The sequence below is a fragment of the Micromonospora inaquosa genome (genome assembly GCF_003857055.1).
GTDB classification, from domain to species: Bacteria; Actinomycetota; Actinomycetes; order Mycobacteriales; family Micromonosporaceae; genus Micromonospora; species Micromonospora inaquosa.
Genome location: NZ_QGSZ01000175.1, coordinates 53,775 through 73,046, shown reverse-complemented (window position 1 = coordinate 73,046; position 19,272 = coordinate 53,775). Strand labels below are relative to the sequence as shown.

Sequence of the window (19,272 nt, the reverse complement as noted above, 5' to 3'; positions counted from 1 at the left end):
CATCATGGAGCTGACCGAGCCGACCGTCTGGAGCACCGACCGGCTGGAGTTGGGTGAGGGCCTGCGCTGGGTCGACGACCGGCTGGTCCTGGTCGACCTGCTGGCCGGGCGCCTGCTGGAGACCGACGGCGACGCCCCGACCCCGCTGCGGGAGCTGCGCCGACTCGACGTGCCGCTCGGTGCGGTCGCGCCGGTGGTCGACCGACCCGGCGAATGGCTGGCCGCCGCCGGGACCGGCGTCACGGTGCTGCCCGCCACCGGCGACCCCCGACCGGTCGCCGACCTGGTCGGCGACGCACCCGAGCCGACCCGGATGAACGATGCGGTCGCCGACCCGCACGGCCGCTTCTGGGCCGGCAGCATGACGTACGCGATGGTGCCCGGCGGTGGCACGCTGTTCCGCCTCACCCCGGGGGCCGAGCCGGTCCCCGCGGTGACCGGGCTGACCATCCCGAACGGGCCGGCGTTCGACGCGGCCGGCACCACCATGTACCTCGCCGACACCCCACGCGGCCAGATCGACCGGTTCACCGTCGACCCCGCCACCGGGGCCCTGCACGGGCGCGAGCCGTTCCTGCGGCTGTCCCCCGCCGACGGCGGCCCGGACGGCATGACGCTCGACGCGGCCGACCACCTGTGGATCGCGCTGTGGGGCGGTTCCGCGGTCCGCCGCTACCGCCCCGACGGCACCCTCGACCGGGAGATCCGGCTGCCGGCCAAGCAGCCGGCCGGCATCTGCCTGGGTGGCCCCGAGCTGCGGCGACTCTTCATCGGCACCGCCCGGGTGGGGCTGGACACGGCGGGTCCGCAGGACGGCGCGCTGCTCGCGGTGGACGTCGAGGTCCCCGGCCTGCCCACCGCTCGGGCCGGCGCGCCAGCAAGCTGATCGGAGGCATATCGGACGCCAGGGCGGGAACAACCGCGCCGAAGCGCGGTAACAGCCGACCGGTAGGGAGCGAGCCGATGAACATCCTGGAGCGGACGTCGTGAACGGGCCGGTCGGCGACGAGCCGCTCGGCGAACTGGAGCTGGTGCACACCTTCACCGGCCCGATGCCGACCGGGGTGAGCGTCTCGCACCGGGGCCGGATCTTCGTCAACTTCCCGAAGTGGGGCGACGAGGTGCCCGCCACCGTCGTCGAGCTGCGCGACGGCAACGAGGTGCCCTACCCCGACCAGGCGTGGAACGACCCGTCCGGCGACGACGACGCGGGCGCGTTCGTGTCGGTGCAGAGCATCGTGGTCGACCCGGCCGACCGGCTCTGGGTGCTGGACACCGGCAGCCCGATGTTCCAGCCCACCAAGCCGGGCGGCCCGAAGCTGGTCCGGATCGACCTGGACACCGACACGGTCGCCCAGGTGATCACCTTTCCGGCGGACGTGGCACTGCCGACGACGTACCTCAACGACGTCCGCTTCGACCTGCGCCGCGGCGAGGCGGGCGTCGCGTACATCACCGACTCGGCCCTCTCCGGGCCGAACGGGATCATCGTGGTCGACCTGGCCAGCGGGGCGTCCTGGCGGCGGCTGCACGACCACCCGTCCACCAAGGCTGAGCCGTTGACGACGTTCCGGCCGGTGGTCGAGGGTCGACCGTTCCTCGAACGGCCGGCGGACGGGCCGCCCAAGCCGGTGGCGATGGGCTCCGACGGCATCGCGATCTCCGCCGACGGCAGCCGGCTCTACTACTGCCCGCTGACGTCCCGACGCTGGTACAGCGTCTCCACCGACGCGCTGGCCGACCCGGGCGTCACCCAGGAGGCGGCCGCCGCGACAGTGGTCGACGAGGGCGACAAGGGCACCGCGTCGGACGGGTTGGAGAGCGACGACGCGGGCCGGTTCTACATCACCTCGTACGAGCACAACGCGGTGCTGCGCCGGTTGCCGGACGGCGAGTACGAGACGCTGGTGCACGACCCGCGACTGCTCTGGCCGGACACCATGTCGGTCGCCACCGACGGGTACCTCTACGTCACCGCCAACCAACTGCACCGGCAGCCGCAGTACCAGCGCGGCAAGGACCTGCGACGCAAGCCGTACGCGCTGTTCCGCACCCGCATCGACGCCGGCCCGGTGCTGCTGCGCCGCTGACCGGGCGAGTCGCGCAGAAGTTCGCGCCGATCTTGCAGTTGTGGTTGTCGACATGAGTGGGATGCACCTTTCGCCGGGACAGAAAGTGCAAGATCGCGCGCAGGCGCACCCCGAGGCGACGTCTCGCGCGGCTGTCAGTCGACGGGCAGGGTGCGGTCCAGGAGATCGAAGAGGGCCGCCCAGTGGCGCTCGGTGGCCTGCTCGTCGTACGCCGGGGTGTCCGCCATGGTGTAGCCGTGGTGCGCGCCCGCGTACACCTCGGAGCGGTAGCGCACGCCGGCGGCGTCGAGCGCCTTCTCCAGCGTGGCGATCTGCTCGGGCGTCATCGACTGGTCGGCGTCGGCGTGCCCGAAGTACACCTCGCCGGTGATCGAGCCGACACCCAGGTGCGGGCTGTCCGGCGCGTCGGTGACGATCCGACCGCCGTGGAAGCTGGCGATGGCGGCGATCCGGTCCGGGTACGCCTCGATGGCCCGCAGCGCGTTCGTGCCGCCCATGCAGTAACCGGTGATCGCCACCGGACCCGACCGGACGTCGTCCCGGGCGGCCAGAAAGTCGAGGTACGCGGCGGTGTCCCGGTCGATCACCTCGGGGGTCAACGCGCCGACCAGCGGCATGATCTTCGCGAAGAGGGCGGCGCGCTGGTCGGCCTCGCCGAGTCGGGACAGGTCGAACAGTGGTGCCCGACCGGCCCGGTAGAACAGGTGCGGCGTCAGCACCAGGTAACCCCGGGCGGCGATCCGCTCGGCCATCTCGACCAGGCGGGGGCGCGGCCCGAAGGCGTCCATGAAGAGCAGCACCGCCGGGAACGGGCCGTCGCCGTCCGGTCGGGTCAGACTCGCGTCCGCCACTCCATCGCTGGTCGGGATGTCCACCGTCGTCGTTTGCACCGTGCCTCCTCGTACGCCGATCTTGGTCCGTTCGAAACGTTACTCGCCGTGGTCGACGCAGAGGGCATGCCGGTCAGGGCCGGTAGCGGTAGCCCATTCCGGGCTCGGTGATGAGGTGCCGGGGGCGGGCCGGGTCGTCCTCCAACTTGCGCCGCAACTGGGCCAGGTACTGCCGCAGGTAGTTGGTCTCGTTCTGGTATTCCGGTCCCCACACGTCCTGCAGGAGCTGACGTTGGCTGACCAGCTTGCCGGGGTGACGCAGCAGCTTCTCCAGCACGCTCCACTGGATGGGGGTCAGCTTGACCTCGGTGCCGTCGTCGCGCCGCACGCTGTGATCGGTCAGATCAACGGTGTGCTGGCCGATCCGCAACGTCGGCACCGCTTCGCTGGGCGCGCCGAGGCGACGGGTCACCGCGCGGATGCGGGCCAGCAACTCCTCGACCCCGAACGGCTTGGTGACGTAGTCGTCCGCGCCGGCGTCGAGCGCGGCCACCTTGTCCTCGCTGCCGGCCCGGCCGGAGAGCACGATGATCGGCACGGTGGTCCACCCGCGCAGGCCCCGGATCACCTCCACCCCGTCGATGTCGGGCAGGCCGAGGTCCAGCACCACCAGGTCCGGCGGGTGGCTGGCGGCGGCCTTCAACGCGGCGGCCCCGGTGCCGGCGACGTCCACGTCGTACCGGCGGGCGCGCAGGTTGATCCGCAGGGCGCGCAGGATCTGCGGTTCGTCGTCGACGACCAGGATGCGCGTCATTCCCGCGGCCCCTCCGAGCTGGTCTGCGCGGCAGCCGGCAGCCGCAGCACCATGGTGAGCCCACCGCCGGGGGTGGTCTCCGGGGTGATGCTGCCACCCATCGCCTCGGCCAACCCCCGGGACAGGGCAAGCCCGAGACCGACACCGGTCTGGTTGTCCCGGTCGCCGAGGCGTTGGAACGGCAGGAAGACGTTCTCCCACTGGTCCTCCGGGATGCCCGGCCCCCGGTCGATCACCCGCAGCTCGACCTGGCCGGCGTGCGCGCTGGCGGTGATCATCGGCGGTTGACCGGGCGGGCTGTACCGCAACGCGTTGGCCACGATGTTGACCAGCACCCGTTCCAGCAGGCCCGGGTCGGCGGTGGCGGCCGGCAGGTCGGCCGGGATGTCCGTGCCGACGGTCGCGGCCACCGGGCCAAGTTCGTCCAGGGCCAGGGGTACGGCGTCCTCCAGGCCGACCGCGGTCGCCGAGATGCCCAGGACACCCGCCTGGAGTCGGCTCATGTCCAGCAGGTTGGCGACCAGGCGGGCGAGCCGGTCCAGCGACTCCTCGGCGGTCTCCAGCAACTCCTCGCGGTCGGACTCGTCGAACTCGATGTCGTGGCTGCGCAGGCTGGTCACCGCCGCCTTCGCGGACGCCAGCGGCGTACGCAGGTCGTGGCTGACCGCCGCGAGCAGCGCGGTGCGCATCCGGTCGGCGGCGGCGAGGGGACGGGCGGTGGCGGCCTCCTCGGCGAGCCGTTCCTGGCGCAGCGCGACGGCGGCCTGGGCGGCGAACGCCTCGACGATCCGGCGGTCGGCGGCCGCCAACCGTCGGCCGCTGAGCACGACGGTGATCCGGTCGTCGACCGGCACGGCCGTCTCGCCGCCGTCGGGTGTGCCGGCCGGCCGCTCGCCGACGCTGGCCACCACACACCAGGCGTGTTCCTCGCGGGCCCGCTCCGGGCGCCCGCTGGCCTCCTCGGCCAGTTCCAGCACGCTCACCGCGCGCAGCCCGAAGGTTTCCCGGAGCTGGTCCAGCAGGGCGGGCAGGGGGCGTTCGCCGCGCAGCACGCCACCGGCGACGGCGGCGAGGGTCTGCGCGTCGGCGGCGGCCCGCGCGGCTTCCCGGGTACGCCGGGCGGCCACGTCGACGATCCAGCTCACCGCCAACGCCACCCCGACGAAGACGGCCAGGGCGAGCAGGCTGTCCGCCTCGGCGATGGTCAGCGTGCGGAACGGCGGGGTGAAGAACCAGTTGAGCAGCAGCGAACCGCCGAGCGCGGCGACCAGGGCCGGCCACACCCCGCCGACCAGCGCCACCCCCACCACCCCGGCGAGAAACAGCAGGATGTCGTTGGTCAACGTCAGGTCGGGCAGGGTCTTCAGCAGCAGGGTGAGCAGCGGCATGCCCAGCACCGCGAGGCCGAAGCCGAGCAGCCGGCGGCGGCGGGACAGCGCCGCCGGAACGGCCGCCGCCCGACGGCCCTTCCCGGCCTGCTTGTGGGTGACCAGGTGCACGTCGATCGAGCCGGAGAGCGCGGTGGTGGTCACCCCGACACCCCGGGCGAAGATCTGCGCGAGGCGACCCCGCCGGCTGGCCCCGAGCACCAACTGGGTGGCGTTCACGCCCTGGGCGAAGTCCAGCAGCGCGGCCGGCACGTCGGTGCCGAGCACCTGGTGGTACGTGCCGCCCAGGCTCTCCACCAGCACCCGCTGGCGGGCGAGCTGGGCCGGGTCGGCACCGGCCAGGCCGTCGCTGCGGGCCACGTGCACGGCGAGCAGGTCGGCGCCCTTGCTGCGGGCGGCGACCCGGGCCGCCCGACGGATCAGCGTCTCGCCCTCCGGGCCACCGGTCAGCGCGACAACTACCCGTTCCCGAGCCTCCCAGGTCGCCGCGATTCCCTGCTGGCTGCGGTAGCGGTCGAGCTGCTCGTCGACCTTGTCGGCCAGCCAGAGCAGGGCCAGCTCGCGGAGGGCGGTGAGGTTGCCGACCCGGAAGTAGTTGCCCAACGCGGCGTCGATCTTGTCGGGTCGGTAGATGTTGCCGTGCGCCATCCGCCGGCGCAGCGCCTCCGGGGTCATGTCGACCAGCTCGACCTGCTCGGCCGCGCGGACGATCTCGTCCGGCACGGTTTCCCGCTGGGTGGTGCCGGTGATCTGCGCGACGACGTCGTTGACCGACTCCAGGTGCTGCACGTTGACCGTGGACAGCACGTCGATCCCCGCGTCGAGCAGCTCCTGGACGTCCTGCCAGCGCTTGTCGTGCCGGGAACCGGGCACGTTGGTGTGGGCCAACTCGTCGACCACCGCGATCTGTGGGCGGCGGGCCAGCACCCCATCCAGGTCCATCTCGGTGAACTCGACGCCCCGGTACGTCATGGTCCGGCGGGGCACCTGCTCCAGGTCGCCGAGCATCGCGGCGGTGTGCTCACGGCCGTGGGTCTCCACGAAACCGATCACCACGTCGGTGCCGCGCGCGGCCCGCCGCTGGGCCTCCTCCAACATGGCGTACGTCTTGCCGACGCCGGGGGCGGCGCCGAGATAGATGCGCAGTTCTCCGCGTGGCACGGGGACCATCCTCCCTGGTCAGGTCGGCGGGCGGGGCCGCGCCCGATCGGCACGACCCCACCCGCGAGGGTGCTCAGCGTGCGGCGAACTGCTTGTCGAGGGCGAGGTTGAGCTCCAGCACGTTGACGCCGGGCTCACCCATGAAGCCCAACCCACGGCCGTCGGTGTGCTCCTTGACCAGCTTGCGGACCGCCGCCGGGTCCGCGCCGCGCTCCCGCGCGACCCGGTTCACCTGCAGCCCGGCGTACGCCGGGCTGATCTGCGGGTCGAGGCCGCTGGCGCTGGCGGTCACCGCGTCGGCGGGCACCGGCGGGTCGGCGGGCGCGTCGCCCCGGATCGGGGTGACCACCCCGCCGGCGGCCACGTAGTCCTTGCCGGGCTGGGCCAGCTCCACCGTCACCCCCTGGTACTCGGTGACGAACGGGGTCGCCGGGCCGGCCTGGTTGACGCTGACCACCCGGGTGACCGGGCCGGTCAGACCGTCGGCGCGGAAGACCGCCAGCACGGCGCCCACCCCGTCGTCGGTGCAGTACGGGCGGCGACCGTCGACGCCGTTGAGCTCGCCGACGGCCTTGCTGCGCCCGCAGACCTGGGTGAGCAGGCTCTCGCTGGATTCCTCCGGGTCGGTGGCGATGGTGTCGACCACGCTCTCCGGGCCCAGGTTGCTGGCCGAGGTCGAGGTCGGGTCGTAGCCGTCACCGGCGGCCGACGGGCGGGACTGGAAGTAGCGGGCCACCGGGTTGCCGTCGGCGTCGGTGAAGGACTGACCGATCAGCGCGCTGCCGACCGTCGTCGTGCCGGACACGATCAGCGAGCCGTCGGCCTTGTGGTTGAGGCCGGGCAGTTGACCGACCGCGACCAGGGCCAGTGGGTAGACCAGGCCGAGCAGCACTGTGAAGACGAGTACGGCGCGCAGCGCGGCGAGATGTTGGGCGATCCAGGTGGGTAGGCGCATCACGAAATCCCCGGGATGAACTGGATGAGCAGGTCGATGAGCTTGATCCCGATGAACGGCACGATGATGCCGCCCAGCCCGTAGACCAGCAGGTTGCGGCTGAGCAGCTTCGACGCGGCGGCCGGCCGGTACCGCACGCCCCGCAGGGCGAGCGGGATCAGCGCGATGATCACCAGGGCGTTGAAGATGACGGCGGAGAGGATCGCCGACTCCGGGCTGGACAGCCGCATGATGTTCAGCGCGTCCAGGCTCGGATAGAGGCCGGCGAACATGGCCGGGATGATCGCGAAGTACTTCGCGATGTCGTTGGCGATGCTGAACGTGGTCAGCGCGCCACGGGTGATCAGCAACTGCTTGCCGATCTCCACGATCTCGATCAGCTTGGTCGGGTCGGAGTCGAGGTCGACCATGTTGCCGGCCTCCTTCGCGGCCGACGTGCCGGTGTTCATCGCCACCCCGACGTCGGCCTGGGCGAGCGCCGGCGCGTCGTTGGTGCCGTCACCTGTCATCGCGACCAGCCGGCCACCCTCCTGCTCCCGCTTGATCAGCGCGAGCTTGTCCTCCGGTGTCGCCTCGGCCAGGAAGTCGTCCACCCCGGCCTCGTCGGCGATCGCCTTCGCGGTACGCGGGTTGTCGCCGGTGATCATCACGGTGCGGATGCCCATCCGGCGCATCTCGTCGAACCGCTCCCGCATGCCGGACTTGACCACGTCCTTGAGGTGGATGACACCCAGCGCGCGGGCCGGCTCGCCGTCGACGTGCTCGGCGACGACCAGCGGGGTGCCCCCGGTGCCGCTGATCGCGTCCACGATCTCGCCGACCTGCTCGGTCGGGTGGCCGCCGTTCTCCCGTACCCACTTCATCACCGCTGCGGCGGCGCCCTTGCGGACCCGGCGGGCCGTGCCCACCGCGCCGGCGTCCACGCTGGCGTCCGGGGTGAGGTCGACGCCGCTCATCCGGGTCTGCGCGGTGAACGGTACGAAGGTGGCGTGCGGCATCACGCCGGGCTCGCGCTCACGCAGCCCGAACTCGTTCTTGGCGAGCACGACCACCGAGCGTCCCTCGGGGGTCTCGTCGGCCAGGCTGGACAGTTGCGCGGCATCGGCCACGGTCGCGGCGTCGACCCCTTCGACCGGGACGAACTCGGCGGCCTGCCGGTTGCCCAGCGTGATGGTGCCGGTCTTGTCCAGCAGCAGGGTGTTGACGTCGCCGGCCGCCTCGACGGCCCGGCCGCTCATGGCCAGCACGTTGCGCTGGACCAGGCGGTCCATGCCGGCGATGCCGATGGCGGAGAGCAACGCGCCGATGGTGGTGGGGATCAGGCAGACCAGCAGGGAGACCAGCACGACGCCGGTGACACCGGAGCCGGTGATCGCGCCGCTGTCCGGTGCGGCCGCCTGGTACGCCTTGGCGAAGATGGCCAGCGGCTGGAGGGTGACCACGGCCAGCAGGAAGATGATCGTGAGCGCGGCGAGCAGGATGTTCAGCGCGATCTCGTTCGGCGTCTTCTGCCGATTGGCCCCCTCGACCAGGGCGATCATCCGGTCGATGAAACTCTCCCCCGGCTTCTGGGTGATCTTCACGATGATCTGGTCGGAGAGCACCTTGGTGCCCCCGGTGACCGCGCTGCGGTCGCCGCCGGACTCCCGGATGACCGGGGCCGACTCGCCGGTGATGGCCGACTCGTCGACGCTGGCGATGCCCTGCACGATGTCGCCGTCGCCGGGGATGATGCCGCCCGCCTCGACCAGCACGACGTCACCCTGACGCAGGTCCGGCGCGGGCACCGCCTCGTCGCGGTAGGCGTTGGCCCGCGCGCCCGGCTTCCAGTCGATCAGCCGGGTGGCGATGGTGTCCTTCTTCGCCTGCCGCAGCGTCGCCGCCTGGGCCTTGCCGCGGCCCTCGGCGACCGCCTCGGCCAGGTTGGCGAAGACCACTGTCAGCCAGAGCCAGATGGTGATCGCCCAGGCGAACGTCGACGGGTCGGTCACCGCCAGGACGGTGGTGAAGGCGGCGCCGACCTCCACGATCAGCATCACCGGGTTGCGCCACAACGTGGTGGGGTTGAGCTTGCGTACCGCGTCCGGCAGGGACCGGATCAACTGCTTGGGGTCGAGCAGGCCCCCGCCGATCCGGTTGCCCTGGTCGGCTGCGGTGGCGAGCTGCCCGGATGTCACGGACATGTCCTCGTTCCTCATGGTGGTCAGAGCCCCTCTGCCAGCGGGCCGAGCGCGAGCGCGGGCAGGAAGGTCAGCGCGACGAGGACCGCTGTGACGCCGACGACCATGCCGATGAAGAGCGGACGGTGGGTCGGCAGCGTGCCCTCGGACGCAGGGGTGGGTGCCTGGCGGGCCAGCGAACCGGCCAACGCGAGCACGAAGATGAGCGGCAGGAATCGACCCAGCAGCATGCACGACCCGAGCGCGGTGTCCCACCAGGTGGTGTTGACGGTGATGCCGCCGAAGGCGGAGCCGTTGTTGTTGCTGGCCGAGGTGAACGCGTACAGCACCTCGGAGAGGCCGTGCGGGCCGACGTTGAGCGCCGTGGAGTTGTTGCCGGTGGCGAACGCCGCCGCCGTACCGACCAGCACCAGGATCGGTGTGATCAGGAAGTAGAGCGAGGCGAACTTGATCTCGCGGGACCCGATCTTCTTGCCCAGGTACTCGGGGGTGCGCCCCACCATCAACCCGGCCACGAAGACCGTGATGACCGCGAGGATGAGCAGGCCGTAGAGGCCCGAGCCGGTGCCGCCCGGCGCGACCTCGCCGAGCATCATGTTGACCATGGTCATCATGCCGCCGAGGGAGGTGAACGAGTCGTGGAACGAGTTCACCGCGCCGGTCGAGGTGAGCGTGGTGGCTGCGGCGAAGGTGGCCGAGTTCGACACGTCGAACCGCACCTCCTTGCCCTCCATCGCCGCACCGATCGCCTGCGGCACCGTGCCGTGGCCGGCCAACTCGAAGATGTTGGTGATGGCGACGCTGAGGAACGCGAGGATGCCCATCACCGCGGCGATGGCGTAGCCCTGCCGGTTCTGCCCGACCATCCGGCCGAAGACCCGGGGCAGGCTGAACGGGATCAGGAAGATCAGGAAGATCTCCAGCCAGTTCGTCCAGGTGGTGGGGTTCTCGAACGGGTGGGCGCTGTTGACGTTGTAGAAGCCGCCACCGTTGGTGCCCAGCTCCTTGATCACTTCCTGGCTGGCGACCGGACCACCGGTGATGGTCTGGGTGCCGCCGGTCAGCGTGCTCACGTCGGTGCCGGCGGACAGGTTCTGCACCGCGCCGCCGATCATCAGAGCGATGGCGCCCAGCACCGCGATGGGCAGCAGGATCCGCAGCGTGACCCGGGTCAGGTCGACCCAGAAGTTGCCGAGCTGCCCGGTGCGGCTGCGGGCGAAGCCGCGCACCAGCGCGACCGCCACCGCGATGCCGACCGCCGCCGACACGAAGTTCTGCACGGCCAGGCCGGCCATCTGCACCAGGTGGCCCATCGTCGACTCACCCGAGTACGACTGCCAGTTCGTGTTGGTCACGAACGACACGGCAGTGTTCCACGCACCGTGCGGCACCACCGGGTCGAACCCGAGCGACAGCCACAGGTGGTTCTGCACCCGCTGGAACAGGTACAGGAACAGGATCGAGACCGCGGAGAACGCCAGCACGCTGCGGGCGTACACGCCCCAGGCCTGCTCGGCGGCCGGGTTGACCCCGACCAGTCGGTAGATGCCCCGCTCGACCCGCGACTGCTTCGCGCCGGAGACCGCCCGGAACATGTAGTCGCCGAACGGCTTGTAGACGGCGACCAGGGCCGCCACCAGCGTCAGCACGAAGATGACGCCCGCTGTTGTCACGGTCATCAGAAGCGCTCCGGAAACAGCAGGGCGAACACCAGGAACGCGCCCAGGACGACCGCGAGCACCAGACCGACGGCGTTGACCGCGTTCACAGCTTCTCCACCGCCCGGACCACCAGGGCGAGCGCCGCGAACAGCACCACCGTCAGGACCACGAACACCACGTCAGACACGCTGACTCCTCAGCCGGAAAGGTTCGTCGCGACCGCCTTCCGGTCGCGCCGGGCAATCAAAGCCCCACCACCCGCCGGACGGCAGAGGTCATAACGCGGCCATGACGGCGGCGCACCTTTTCTTGACGTGGTTTTCACACCCGCGCACTGAGCAGGTGAAATGCGGCACGGACCCGATGGGTGAGGCCGGGAGGAGAGGTGCGGTGCCGGTCAGGCCGGCTTACGGGCCACCAGCACGTCACGCATGATCGACTGGTCCACCCGGTGCCGCAGCGCGCGGTAGGGCTCCTCGTCGACCACGGTCAGTCCGGCGTCGGCCAACGCCGCCGCCGCGTCGTCCCGGCTGGCGACGTGCGTGTTCCAGGAAATCCCCAACGCCCCGCCGGGGCGCAACAACCGGGCCCAGACCGGAGCGGCGTCCGCGAGCAGCGCCAGCGGGTCGCGGGTCAACCCCTGCCCAGCGGTACGACTGCCGTGCTGCACGCCGTACGGCGCGTCGGCGACGACCAGGTCCACGGTCTCCGGGCGGAAGAACTCCGCCGACCGGGCGGTGTCGGCGTTGACCACATCCAGCAGTTGGGTCTGGCCGGCCTTGTGCTCCTCGCGGGTCGGCGCCACCTCGATCCGCACCCGCCGGCCGACCACCTTGCGCTCCCGCCGCACCGGCCCCGACTCCAGCACCCGGTGCTTGACCCGCTTCTGCTTCAGCCAGGTGGTGATGAACGCCCGGTACGCCTCGACGTCCTTCTGGTCGCGCTCGATCCCGGCGGCGTCGAAGCCGTACATCAGCGCCTGGTTGAGGGTGGTGCCCCGACCGCAGAGCGGGTCGAGCACCCGAAACCGGCGGCTGGTCAGCTCGGTGGCCCAGTCCGAGGCGAGCAGTGTGACGTTGAGCAGCAACTTGGTGAACTGCTCGTTGGTCTTCCCCGGGTACTTCTGGATGGTGAGCAGGTCGTCGTCGTAGCGGTCCAGACGGCTCCACTCGATGGGCCGCAACAGCTCACCGACGATCTCGAACAACGCGTACCCGGCGGAGAGGTTGCCGAGGGCGGCCAGGTCACGCTCGGTCAGCCCGTCACCGGTGAACGTGATGTACGACGCCCCGCCGACGACCTCGGTGTCCAACTCGCCGATTCGACCGTCCAGCGCCGAGCGGCCGAAGATCTCCAGCTCGGCCCGGGTGAGGTCGACGGCTGAGCGGGCGTACACCCGGTTGGTGGCGGGCAGGATCAGCAGGCCGTAACGCGTCATGATCCGGCGAGTATTCCACAACCAGTCACGGTCGCCGGGAACCGGAGCGGTCCCCGGAGCGACTACCGGTACATGGGGTGTGAGCAGTGGCGGGAGGTCCTGTCCGCGCAACTGGACGGGGAGGAGACCGCCGCCGAACTGACGGCGGTGCAGGGGCACCTCGACGGGTGTGCCGAGTGCCGGGCCTGGTTCACGGCGGCGGCCGCGGTGACCCGTCGGGTGCGTACCCGATTGGTCGTTGAGGTGCCGGACCGGACGGCGGCGATTCTGGCCGCCACCGCGACGGCGCCGGCACAGAAGCCGTGGTGGCGGCGTCTGACCGGCCGAGGTCGGTCGGTCGCCGGCCTACGGGCGGCGTTCGGACGTGGCCCGCTCGTCGCCGTCCTGCGGTCGGCGCTCGGGTTGCTCGGCGCGGTGCAGCTGGTGCTCGGCCTGGCCCAGGTGGGCCGGGGCGCGACCGCCGACCACCTGCACCCCACCGGCCAGCACCTGTGGCACGAGTCGGCGGCGTGGAACGTTGCCGTGGGCGCGGGTTTCCTGTTCGTGGCGATGCGCCGCAGCCCACCAGCCGGGTTGTTGCCGATGCTCAGCGCGTTCGTCGGCACGTTGCTGCTGCTGTCGGTCAACGACCTGGCGACCGGATCGGTGGGCGGGGAACGGCTGATCAGCCACGGCTTCCTGGTGGTCGGCTACCTGATCACCGTGTTGCTGTCCCGGCCCGGCCTGCGCCCCGGTGGGCCGGCACCGCAGCGGCAGCCGGCACCGTCCCGGTGGCGGTTCGGGGCCGACGAGGTGGATCGGCCACTGCGGGTGGTACGCCCCGATTCCTATCCGGCGCAGGCCGCCGACCGGTACGCCGCCCCGGCGGCGCGGGCCGGTCAGGCTGCCCCGGCGGCGCACACCGGTCGGGCTGACGAACGCCGGGCCGCCTGATCGGACAGGTCAGCCCGCCTGCCGCTGCCGGGCCCGGTGGGCGCGCAGGTTGGTCGGGTGCCCACAGACGCGTACGGAGTGCCAGACCCCGCTGTTGTTGCGTGACCGGTCGTAGAACGCCACCCGGCAGCGGGGGTTGCGGCAGGTCTTGATCCGCCGCCCGACGTCGGTGAGCTGCGCCTCGAACAGCGCGGCGAGGACGAGCGAGACCAGCAGCTCGGTCCCGGTCCCGGCGGGGTCGAGGTGGACGGACCCGCCTCGATCGAGCCGGAGCGTGGCACCGGTGGCACGAGATGGGGTCGCACCCCGGTTCGTCGCCGCCTCGGAGGGTTGATCAGGTTCCGGACTGTGCAGCCTGGCATCGATCTCGTCCAGCAACTCCTCGCGGAAGCTCCGTAGCGCCCGGAGGCCCGCAGGGTCGAGCGTGACGTCGGGCGCCGGGCGGCCGGTGGCCGTCGACCACTGGGCGACGGCCAGTTGTGCCCACTCCGTAGCGCTGCCCAGGTCGTCCAGGAGGTCCGGTTGCCGTGGCATGCCGGCCGAGATCGTGTTGAGTAGGTCCTGAACGAGCCCGAGGCCGCCTGGAGCGGGGTCGATGCCATACCTCGCGGTGGCTCTCCCCGGCCCGACCATCGCAGCTGCCGCGCGCTCTGGCATCGAGGGCGCCATCAGGTCACTTCCCGAGCAGGGCAAGCGCCCCGTACCAGGCCGGTCCCGGATTCACCCAGTCCGGGTAGAGCCGCACCATTTCGTCGAAGAACTCGCGGGCGGTCTGCTTCTCGGCCAGCAGCCGCTCCACGTTCAGCAGGTACTGCCGGGTCTGGTCGATGCTTGCCGGGTCGTCGGGACGGTCTCGATTCTTGTGGCCGGCGACGACTGCGCGGGGCGCGAGCGCTTCGACGCGGTCGAGGGCGTCGAGCCACTGCCGCAGGCCGCCGTCGACCGTCTCCACGATGTACTGGTGAACCCCGTTGTAGACGACGTCACCGGCGACCACCAGGCCGATCGACGGGACGTGCAGAACGGTGGTCTGATCGGTGTCGGTGTGCCCGGTCTCGACGGGCTGAATGAGGTTGCCTTCGAGCAGGAACCCCTCCACCGGCACGGGCACCGCGTCGACAGACGTTTCCGGGATCAGGCCGGGGAAGACCCGGTCGAACAGTTCACTCCGCCCGACGGTGGCCTGCTGGTGCATGACCTCGATCGTGCCGGGCGTGGCGTAGGTGACCGCGCCGGGGAAGCGCTTGACCAGCTCACCGGCGCCGAACCAGTGGTCGCCATGCCCGTGGGTGGCGTAGATGTACGTCAGCCGCTTACCCGACTGGGCGATCCAGTCGCCCACCTTCGAGATCTGCTCGTGGGTGAACGGTGGATCCGCCAGGAGCGCCTCCTCGTCCCCGAAGATCAGGGTGGACGAGACCGGGTTCCAATGGAGCCGCGACCCGTCCGGCATGCGTTGGTCACCCGCTCGGACGGGACCGTCCGAGACCAATACCTCGTAGGACAGCGCAGGCGTGGACATGTCTCCTCCTCGGTGACGCGATCGCCGGCTTCTTCGCGGGTGGGTACCCGCCGAGCAATGAAATAACCGTAACCGCTATGCCTATTTCATTGCCGTAATCGCGCTGGTGGCCTGCGTCACCGCCCTCGGCCGCCGCCCGTCGCGGCTCGGCGGACTCCCCGCGTCACGCCCTAAGGCGGCAGGCTCAGCCGGGTGCGTCGGCCGGACCGGATCCTCGCCGGCGAGGATCTGCGGGACGACCTCTTCGACAATGGTCAACAGGGTCGTGGTGAGCAGCAGGTGCACCTGGACGCGGGTCAGCGCGCCCCGCTGGAGCCATTCGCGGGCGGTCGACGTGGCCAGCCCGCAGTACGCCCGCACCATGCCGCGAAGCTCCTCGTGGTGCGCGGCCTCGCCAGCCAGCCCGACCGCGACAAGCATCCGATCCGCGGCGACCTCCTCGGCCTCGGCGAGCACCCGCTCCACGTCGGCGTCGCCGCCCATCCCCCGGGCGGTGACCGCCGCCAGCCACGAGGTGCTGTGCCGGGACACCACGTCGAGGAACCAGGTGACGCTGGCGTCGACCCGGGTCCGAAGATCACCCTTCGGCAGCCGTTCCAGGGCAACCTCGGGGATGGTCACCATGACCCGGACGACCTCCAGGTAGAGGTCCTTCTTCGCACCGAAGTAGTGATTCACCAGACCGCGAGCGACACCCGCCTCCCGAGCGACGTCGGTGGTCGACACGTCCGCGTACGGGCGCTCGCCGAACAGCCGGACCGCGCAGGCCAGGATCTGCCCACGCCGGGCGTCCGGCTCCAAACGGCGGCGGCGCGGAGCCGTCTCGACACTCATCTGCCCGACCCTATCGGCAGCTCACCGGTCGGCCGCCGTTCCTCAGCTTGATCACCGCACGCCCCGGCGACGCCGGACCACGTGCCGTCCCAGGTGACGCAGGTTGGACGTCTGGGAGTAGAGCGCCGCGTTGATCGCACCCAGGGCCACACCGGGCGCTCGCTGCACCCGCTCGACGTCCTGGACCACCCGGCCGATCAACGTCAACCGACAACGGAGATCGAACAACTCCCTCCGCGCACAGTGCAGTGCTGTCTCCAGGCCCCCGACCCGCTCCCGCAACCACGCCAGCTCCGACACCTGATCCATGGGACACCCCTCCCGACGCTCGCGATTGTCACCCGGGCACCCGGCCCGGCCAGGCACCTGCCTTGTTCACCCTCACCCATTCGATAAGGCTGCGCAAGTAGGTAGACCCAATTAGGCATGCCCGATCGCCCTACCGTCGAGTGATGGGTGAAGTCCCGGGTCCGCTGGTCGGTCCGCACGAGCTGCAAGACCTGCTCGGCGTGAGCCGGACCCGCATGCGTCAGCTCATCCGCTACCCGACCTTCCCGGTGCCGTTCCAGCGACTGCACGGCACAACGGTGTGGCTGCGCGCCGACGTGGAGGCGTGGATAGCCGAGCACCGCCCGCCGCGCCCCACCGAGGGCGACGAGGCCGAGTAGTTCACACTCCCCGCTTTTTCACCCGCCCACTCGCCGCCTGCCCACGCTGCGCAACAACGCCGGGTTCGCACGATTGGTCCACCTAGCCCTCCCCGCGCCGCACACGACGCACGTCTCGCGGCGGGCAGTTTTCGCAATCTTGGACAGTTTCCGTTAGCAGCTAACGGAAACTGTCCAAGATCTCCGCGTATCCAGTCGCGGTGGTACCCCTCCGCGTCGCGCGGAGCCCTGCGTGCCCGCGCGTCACCCTCGGCGATCATGGATTCGTGGTGGGCGACATGGCCACACAATCCCCTTTTTGCCGGGGCACCACAGGTCCATGATCGGCGACTTCTATGCCAGGGGCCGCACAATGCCGCCCCAAGGCAGGCAGCCGATCACGGCTTATTGACATGCCGCCAACAGCGCGCGAGGGTGGTGCCATGCCGACTCCCCCGCCCGACGGCTCCCCCTCACCCTGGCGCGAGCCGGAACACGACGACCTGGCCGATCTGGCCCGCACCTTCTTCACAAAGGAGGTGCTGCCGCACGCCGAGCGCCTACTGGCGCAGGGCCATCCGGACCGCGAGCACTACCGCCGCGCCGGCGAGCTGGGGCTGCTCGGCCTGTCGGTCCCGGAGGAGTACGGCGGCGGGGGCGGCGGGTTCACCCATGAGGCGGTGCTGCTGCACGAGCAGGCGTACACCGGGGAGGGCAGCCTCGGCCTGGCCGTCCACAGCGGCATCGTCACCGGCTACCTGGTGGCGTACGGCAGCGAGGAACAGAAGCGGCGCTGGCTGCCCGGCCTGTGCAGCGGTGAGCTGGTCGGCGCGATCGCGATGACCGAGCCGGACGGCGGCTCGGACCTCCAGGCGATGCGTACCCGGGCGGTCCGGGACGGCGACGACTACCTGGTCACGGGCGCGAAGACGTTCATCACCAACGGCGGTCTGGCCGATCTGATCATCGTGGCCGTGAAGACCGACCCCGAGCAGCGGGCGGCTGGTGTCTCGCTGCTGGTCTGCGAGGTGGGTGGCGACCCGGCGGGGTTCCGGCGTGGCCGACTGCTGTCCAAGATCGGCCTGCACGCCAACGACACGGCGGAGTTGTTCTTCGACGAACTCCGGGTGCCGGCGGCCAACCTGCTCGGCGGCGTCGAAGGGTTGGGCTTCGTCCAGCTCATGCAGCAACTCCCGCAGGAGCGGCTGGTCATCGGTGTCGGCGCGGTAGCGGTCATGGAACGGGCGGTAGCGCTGACTGTCGCGTACGCGAAGGAGCGCACCGCCTTCGGCAAGCCGCTGATGGGTCACCAGAACACCCGGATGGTGCTCGCGGAGTGCGCCACCCGCACCCGGGTCAGCCGGGTCTTTCTGGACGACTGCATCGTCCGGCACGCGCGCGGCGACCTGGACGTGGCGACCGCGGCGATGGCGAAGTCCTGGCTCACCGACGGGCAGTGCGAGGTGGTCGACCGGTGTCTGCAGCTCTTCGGCGGCTACGGCTACACCACTGAGTACCCGATCGCCCGGATGTACGCCGACGCCAGAGTCCAGAAGATCTACGGCGGCACCAACGAGATCATGAAGGAGTTGATCGCCCGTGCCCTCTGAGGCGTACGTCTATGACGCGGTCCGCACCCCGCGCGGACGCGGCCGGGACACCGGCGCCCTGCACGGGGTCAAACCGATCTCCCTGGTGGTCGGCCTGATCGACGCGTTGCGGGAGCGCAACCCCGGCCTGGACGTCGGCCGGTTGGAGGACCTGCTGCTGGGCATCGTGACCCCGGTCGGTGAGCAGGGCGGCGACCTGGCCCGGGCCGCCGCGCTCCTGGCCGGGCTGCCCGACCAGGTGGGCGGGGTGCAGCTCAACCGGTTCTGCGCCTCCGGTTTGGAGGCGGTCAACTCCGCCGCCGCGCGGATCCGCTCCGGCTGGGAGCACCTGCTGCTGGCCGGCGGGGTGGAGTCGATGTCCCGGGTGCCGATGGGCTCCGACGGGGCGGCCTGGGCCACCGACCCGCAGACCGCGCTGGCCACCTCGTTCGTGCCGCAGGGCGTCAGCGCCGACCTGATCGCCACCCTGGAGGGCTTCACCCGCGACGACGTGGACGGCTACGCGCTGCGGTCGCAGGAGCGGGCCGCCAAGGCGTGGACCGGCGGGCACTTCGCGCGATCGGTGGTGCCGGTGCGCGACGGCAACGGGCTGGACATCCTCACCGTCGACGAGCACCCGCGGCCGGAGACCACCCGGGAGGCGTTGGCCAAGCTCACCCCGTCCTTCGCCACGATGGGTGCGGCGGCCGGCTTCGACGCTGTGGCGTTGCAGAAGTTCCACTGGTTGGAGGCGATCGAGCACGTTCACCACGCGGGCAACTCGTCCGGCATCGTGGACGGCGCCGCGCTGGTGCTGATCGGCTCGGCCGAGGTCGGCAGGGATCTCGGCCTCACCCCGCGGGCCCGGATCGTCGGCGCGGCGGTCACCGGCGCGGACCCGACCCTGATGCTGACCGGCCCGATCCCGGCCACCCACAAGGCGCTCGCCGTAGCCGGGCTGACAGTCGACGACATCGACCTGTTCGAGATCAACGAAGCCTTCGCCGCGGTGGTCCTCAAGTACGTCCGTGACCTGGGCCTCGACCCGGACCGGGTGAACGTCAACGGCGGCGCGATCGCCCTCGGCCACCCGCTCGGCGCGACCGGAGCGATGCTGCTCGGGACGGCGTTGGACGAGTTGGAGCGCCGCGACCTGCGCCGCGCCATGGTGACCCTCTGCATCGGCGGCGGCATGGGCGTCGCCACCGTTCTCGAGCGCTGCTGACCCCG

At 71.1% G+C, this 19,272-nt stretch carries 18 protein-coding genes; 6 read left to right on the top strand and 12 right to left on the bottom strand.

What is annotated here, in order from left to right; genetic code table 11:
• The first annotated feature begins 4 nt into the window (after window positions 1-4).
• Window positions 5-886, top strand: a complete 882-nt coding sequence (locus tag DLJ59_RS09845) for an SMP-30/gluconolactonase/LRE family protein (protein WP_124772192.1) — start codon at window positions 5-7, stop codon at window positions 884-886.
• A gap of 100 nt (window positions 887-986) precedes the next feature.
• Complete coding sequence (locus DLJ59_RS09840; protein ID WP_124772191.1) at window positions 987-2,090, top strand: L-dopachrome tautomerase-related protein; 1,104 nt, start codon at window positions 987-989, stop codon at window positions 2,088-2,090.
• Between the two features lie 134 nt (window positions 2,091-2,224).
• On the opposite strand, the gene DLJ59_RS09835 is transcribed toward DLJ59_RS09840, so the two are convergent.
• The 8 genes from DLJ59_RS09835 to DLJ59_RS09795 form a co-directional block, all read right to left on the bottom strand.
• Window positions 2,225-2,980, bottom strand: coding sequence for a dienelactone hydrolase family protein (locus DLJ59_RS09835; protein WP_124772190.1), 756 nt, complete (start codon window positions 2,978-2,980; stop codon window positions 2,225-2,227).
• 73 nt (window positions 2,981-3,053) lie between these two features.
• On the bottom strand, window positions 3,054-3,734 hold the full coding sequence (locus tag DLJ59_RS09830; protein ID WP_124772189.1) for a response regulator: 681 nt from the start codon (window positions 3,732-3,734) through the stop codon (window positions 3,054-3,056).
• Window positions 3,731-6,283 carry a sensor histidine kinase gene (locus DLJ59_RS09825; protein WP_124772188.1) on the bottom strand — a complete coding sequence of 851 codons (2,553 nt, stop codon included), beginning with the start codon at window positions 6,281-6,283 and terminating at the stop codon, window positions 3,731-3,733. Before DLJ59_RS09825 ends, DLJ59_RS09830 begins: the two co-directional genes overlap by 4 nt.
• Window positions 6,284-6,356: 73 nt before the next feature.
• Window positions 6,357-7,238 carry a potassium-transporting ATPase subunit C gene (locus DLJ59_RS09820; RefSeq protein ID WP_124772187.1) on the bottom strand — a complete coding sequence of 294 codons (882 nt, stop codon included), beginning with the start codon at window positions 7,236-7,238 and terminating at the stop codon, window positions 6,357-6,359.
• Window positions 7,238-9,421: a potassium-transporting ATPase subunit KdpB gene (gene kdpB / locus DLJ59_RS09815; RefSeq protein WP_124772186.1), complete on the bottom strand. Its 2,184-nt coding sequence runs from the start codon at window positions 9,419-9,421 to the stop codon at window positions 7,238-7,240. The genes DLJ59_RS09820 and kdpB overlap by 1 nt, the downstream gene beginning before the upstream one ends.
• A gap of 20 nt (window positions 9,422-9,441) precedes the next feature.
• Window positions 9,442-11,097 carry a potassium-transporting ATPase subunit KdpA gene (kdpA, locus tag DLJ59_RS09810; RefSeq protein WP_124772185.1) on the bottom strand — a complete coding sequence of 552 codons (1,656 nt, stop codon included), beginning with the start codon at window positions 11,095-11,097 and terminating at the stop codon, window positions 9,442-9,444.
• Window positions 11,097-11,186, bottom strand: a complete 90-nt coding sequence (kdpF, locus tag DLJ59_RS09805; protein WP_036410889.1) for a K(+)-transporting ATPase subunit F — start codon at window positions 11,184-11,186, stop codon at window positions 11,097-11,099. Before kdpF ends, kdpA begins: the two co-directional genes overlap by 1 nt.
• Before the next feature lie 290 nt (window positions 11,187-11,476).
• Window positions 11,477-12,517: a TRM11 family SAM-dependent methyltransferase gene (locus DLJ59_RS09795; RefSeq protein WP_124772184.1), complete on the bottom strand. Its 1,041-nt coding sequence runs from the start codon at window positions 12,515-12,517 to the stop codon at window positions 11,477-11,479.
• 72 nt (window positions 12,518-12,589) lie between these two features.
• Between DLJ59_RS09795 and DLJ59_RS09790 the strand changes: the two genes are divergently transcribed.
• A complete protein-coding gene (locus DLJ59_RS09790; protein ID WP_124772183.1) occupies window positions 12,590-13,450 on the top strand; it encodes a zf-HC2 domain-containing protein in 861 nt (286 codons plus the stop codon).
• Window positions 13,451-13,459: 9 nt separating this feature from the next.
• On the opposite strand, the gene DLJ59_RS09785 is transcribed toward DLJ59_RS09790, so the two are convergent.
• The 4 genes from DLJ59_RS09785 to DLJ59_RS09770 all read right to left on the bottom strand — a co-directional run bounded on the left by DLJ59_RS09785 (window position 13,460) and on the right by DLJ59_RS09770 (window position 16,115).
• The gene (locus DLJ59_RS09785) at window positions 13,460-14,083 is read right to left on the bottom strand and encodes a CGNR zinc finger domain-containing protein (protein ID WP_279635739.1); all 624 of its coding nucleotides are present in this window, start codon (window positions 14,081-14,083) and stop codon (window positions 13,460-13,462) included.
• Window positions 14,084-14,123: 40 nt separating this feature from the next.
• Window positions 14,124-14,972 (bottom strand): MBL fold metallo-hydrolase, encoded by an 849-nt coding sequence (locus tag DLJ59_RS09780; protein WP_124772181.1) that lies wholly within the window; start codon window positions 14,970-14,972, stop codon window positions 14,124-14,126.
• 81 nt (window positions 14,973-15,053) lie between these two features.
• Window positions 15,054-15,806, bottom strand: coding sequence for a TetR/AcrR family transcriptional regulator (locus tag DLJ59_RS09775; RefSeq protein WP_244235931.1), 753 nt, complete (start codon window positions 15,804-15,806; stop codon window positions 15,054-15,056).
• Window positions 15,807-15,857: 51 nt separating this feature from the next.
• Window positions 15,858-16,115: a hypothetical protein gene (locus DLJ59_RS09770; protein WP_124772180.1), complete on the bottom strand. Its 258-nt coding sequence runs from the start codon at window positions 16,113-16,115 to the stop codon at window positions 15,858-15,860.
• Between the two features lie 143 nt (window positions 16,116-16,258).
• On the opposite strand from DLJ59_RS09770, the gene DLJ59_RS09765 reads away from it, so the two are divergent.
• The 3 genes from DLJ59_RS09765 (at window position 16,259) to DLJ59_RS09755 (ending at window position 19,267) form a co-directional block, all read left to right on the top strand.
• Entirely contained in the window at window positions 16,259-16,474 is a 216-nt protein-coding gene (locus DLJ59_RS09765; RefSeq protein WP_124772179.1) for a helix-turn-helix transcriptional regulator, read from the top strand.
• Between the two features lie 422 nt (window positions 16,475-16,896).
• Window positions 16,897-18,063, top strand: coding sequence for an acyl-CoA dehydrogenase family protein (locus DLJ59_RS09760; RefSeq protein ID WP_124772178.1), 1,167 nt, complete (start codon window positions 16,897-16,899; stop codon window positions 18,061-18,063).
• Entirely contained in the window at window positions 18,053-19,267 is a 1,215-nt protein-coding gene (locus DLJ59_RS09755; RefSeq protein ID WP_124772177.1) for an acetyl-CoA C-acetyltransferase, read from the top strand. Before DLJ59_RS09760 ends, DLJ59_RS09755 begins: the two co-directional genes overlap by 11 nt.
• Window positions 19,268-19,272: the final 5 nt, after the last annotated feature.

What these genes read in the sequence shown, in the direction of transcription:
- DLJ59_RS09780 (WP_124772181.1), bottom strand. Translation starts at nt 14,972, where the DNA reads ATGTCCACGCCTGCGCTGTCCTACGAGGTATTGGTCTCGGACGGTCCC.
- DLJ59_RS09785 (WP_279635739.1), bottom strand. Translation starts at nt 14,083, where the DNA reads ATGGTCGGGCCGGGGAGAGCCACCGCGAGGTATGGCATCGACCCCGCT.
- kdpB (WP_124772186.1), bottom strand. Translation starts at nt 9,421, where the DNA reads ATGTCCGTGACATCCGGGCAGCTCGCCACCGCAGCCGACCAGGGCAAC.
- DLJ59_RS09845 (WP_124772192.1), top strand. Translation starts at nt 5, where the DNA reads ATGGAGCTGACCGAGCCGACCGTCTGGAGCACCGACCGGCTGGAGTTG.
- DLJ59_RS09765 (WP_124772179.1), top strand. Translation starts at nt 16,259, where the DNA reads ATGGGTGAAGTCCCGGGTCCGCTGGTCGGTCCGCACGAGCTGCAAGAC.
- DLJ59_RS09820 (WP_124772187.1), bottom strand. Translation starts at nt 7,238, where the DNA reads ATGCGCCTACCCACCTGGATCGCCCAACATCTCGCCGCGCTGCGCGCC.
- DLJ59_RS09830 (WP_124772189.1), bottom strand. Translation starts at nt 3,734, where the DNA reads ATGACGCGCATCCTGGTCGTCGACGACGAACCGCAGATCCTGCGCGCC.
- DLJ59_RS09770 (WP_124772180.1), bottom strand. Translation starts at nt 16,115, where the DNA reads ATGGATCAGGTGTCGGAGCTGGCGTGGTTGCGGGAGCGGGTCGGGGGC.
- DLJ59_RS09775 (WP_244235931.1), bottom strand. Translation starts at nt 15,806, where the DNA reads ATGAGTGTCGAGACGGCTCCGCGCCGCCGCCGTTTGGAGCCGGACGCC.
- DLJ59_RS09760 (WP_124772178.1), top strand. Translation starts at nt 16,897, where the DNA reads ATGCCGACTCCCCCGCCCGACGGCTCCCCCTCACCCTGGCGCGAGCCG.
- DLJ59_RS09795 (WP_124772184.1), bottom strand. Translation starts at nt 12,517, where the DNA reads ATGACGCGTTACGGCCTGCTGATCCTGCCCGCCACCAACCGGGTGTAC.
- DLJ59_RS09790 (WP_124772183.1), top strand. Translation starts at nt 12,590, where the DNA reads ATGGGGTGTGAGCAGTGGCGGGAGGTCCTGTCCGCGCAACTGGACGGG.
- kdpA (WP_124772185.1), bottom strand. Translation starts at nt 11,097, where the DNA reads ATGACCGTGACAACAGCGGGCGTCATCTTCGTGCTGACGCTGGTGGCG.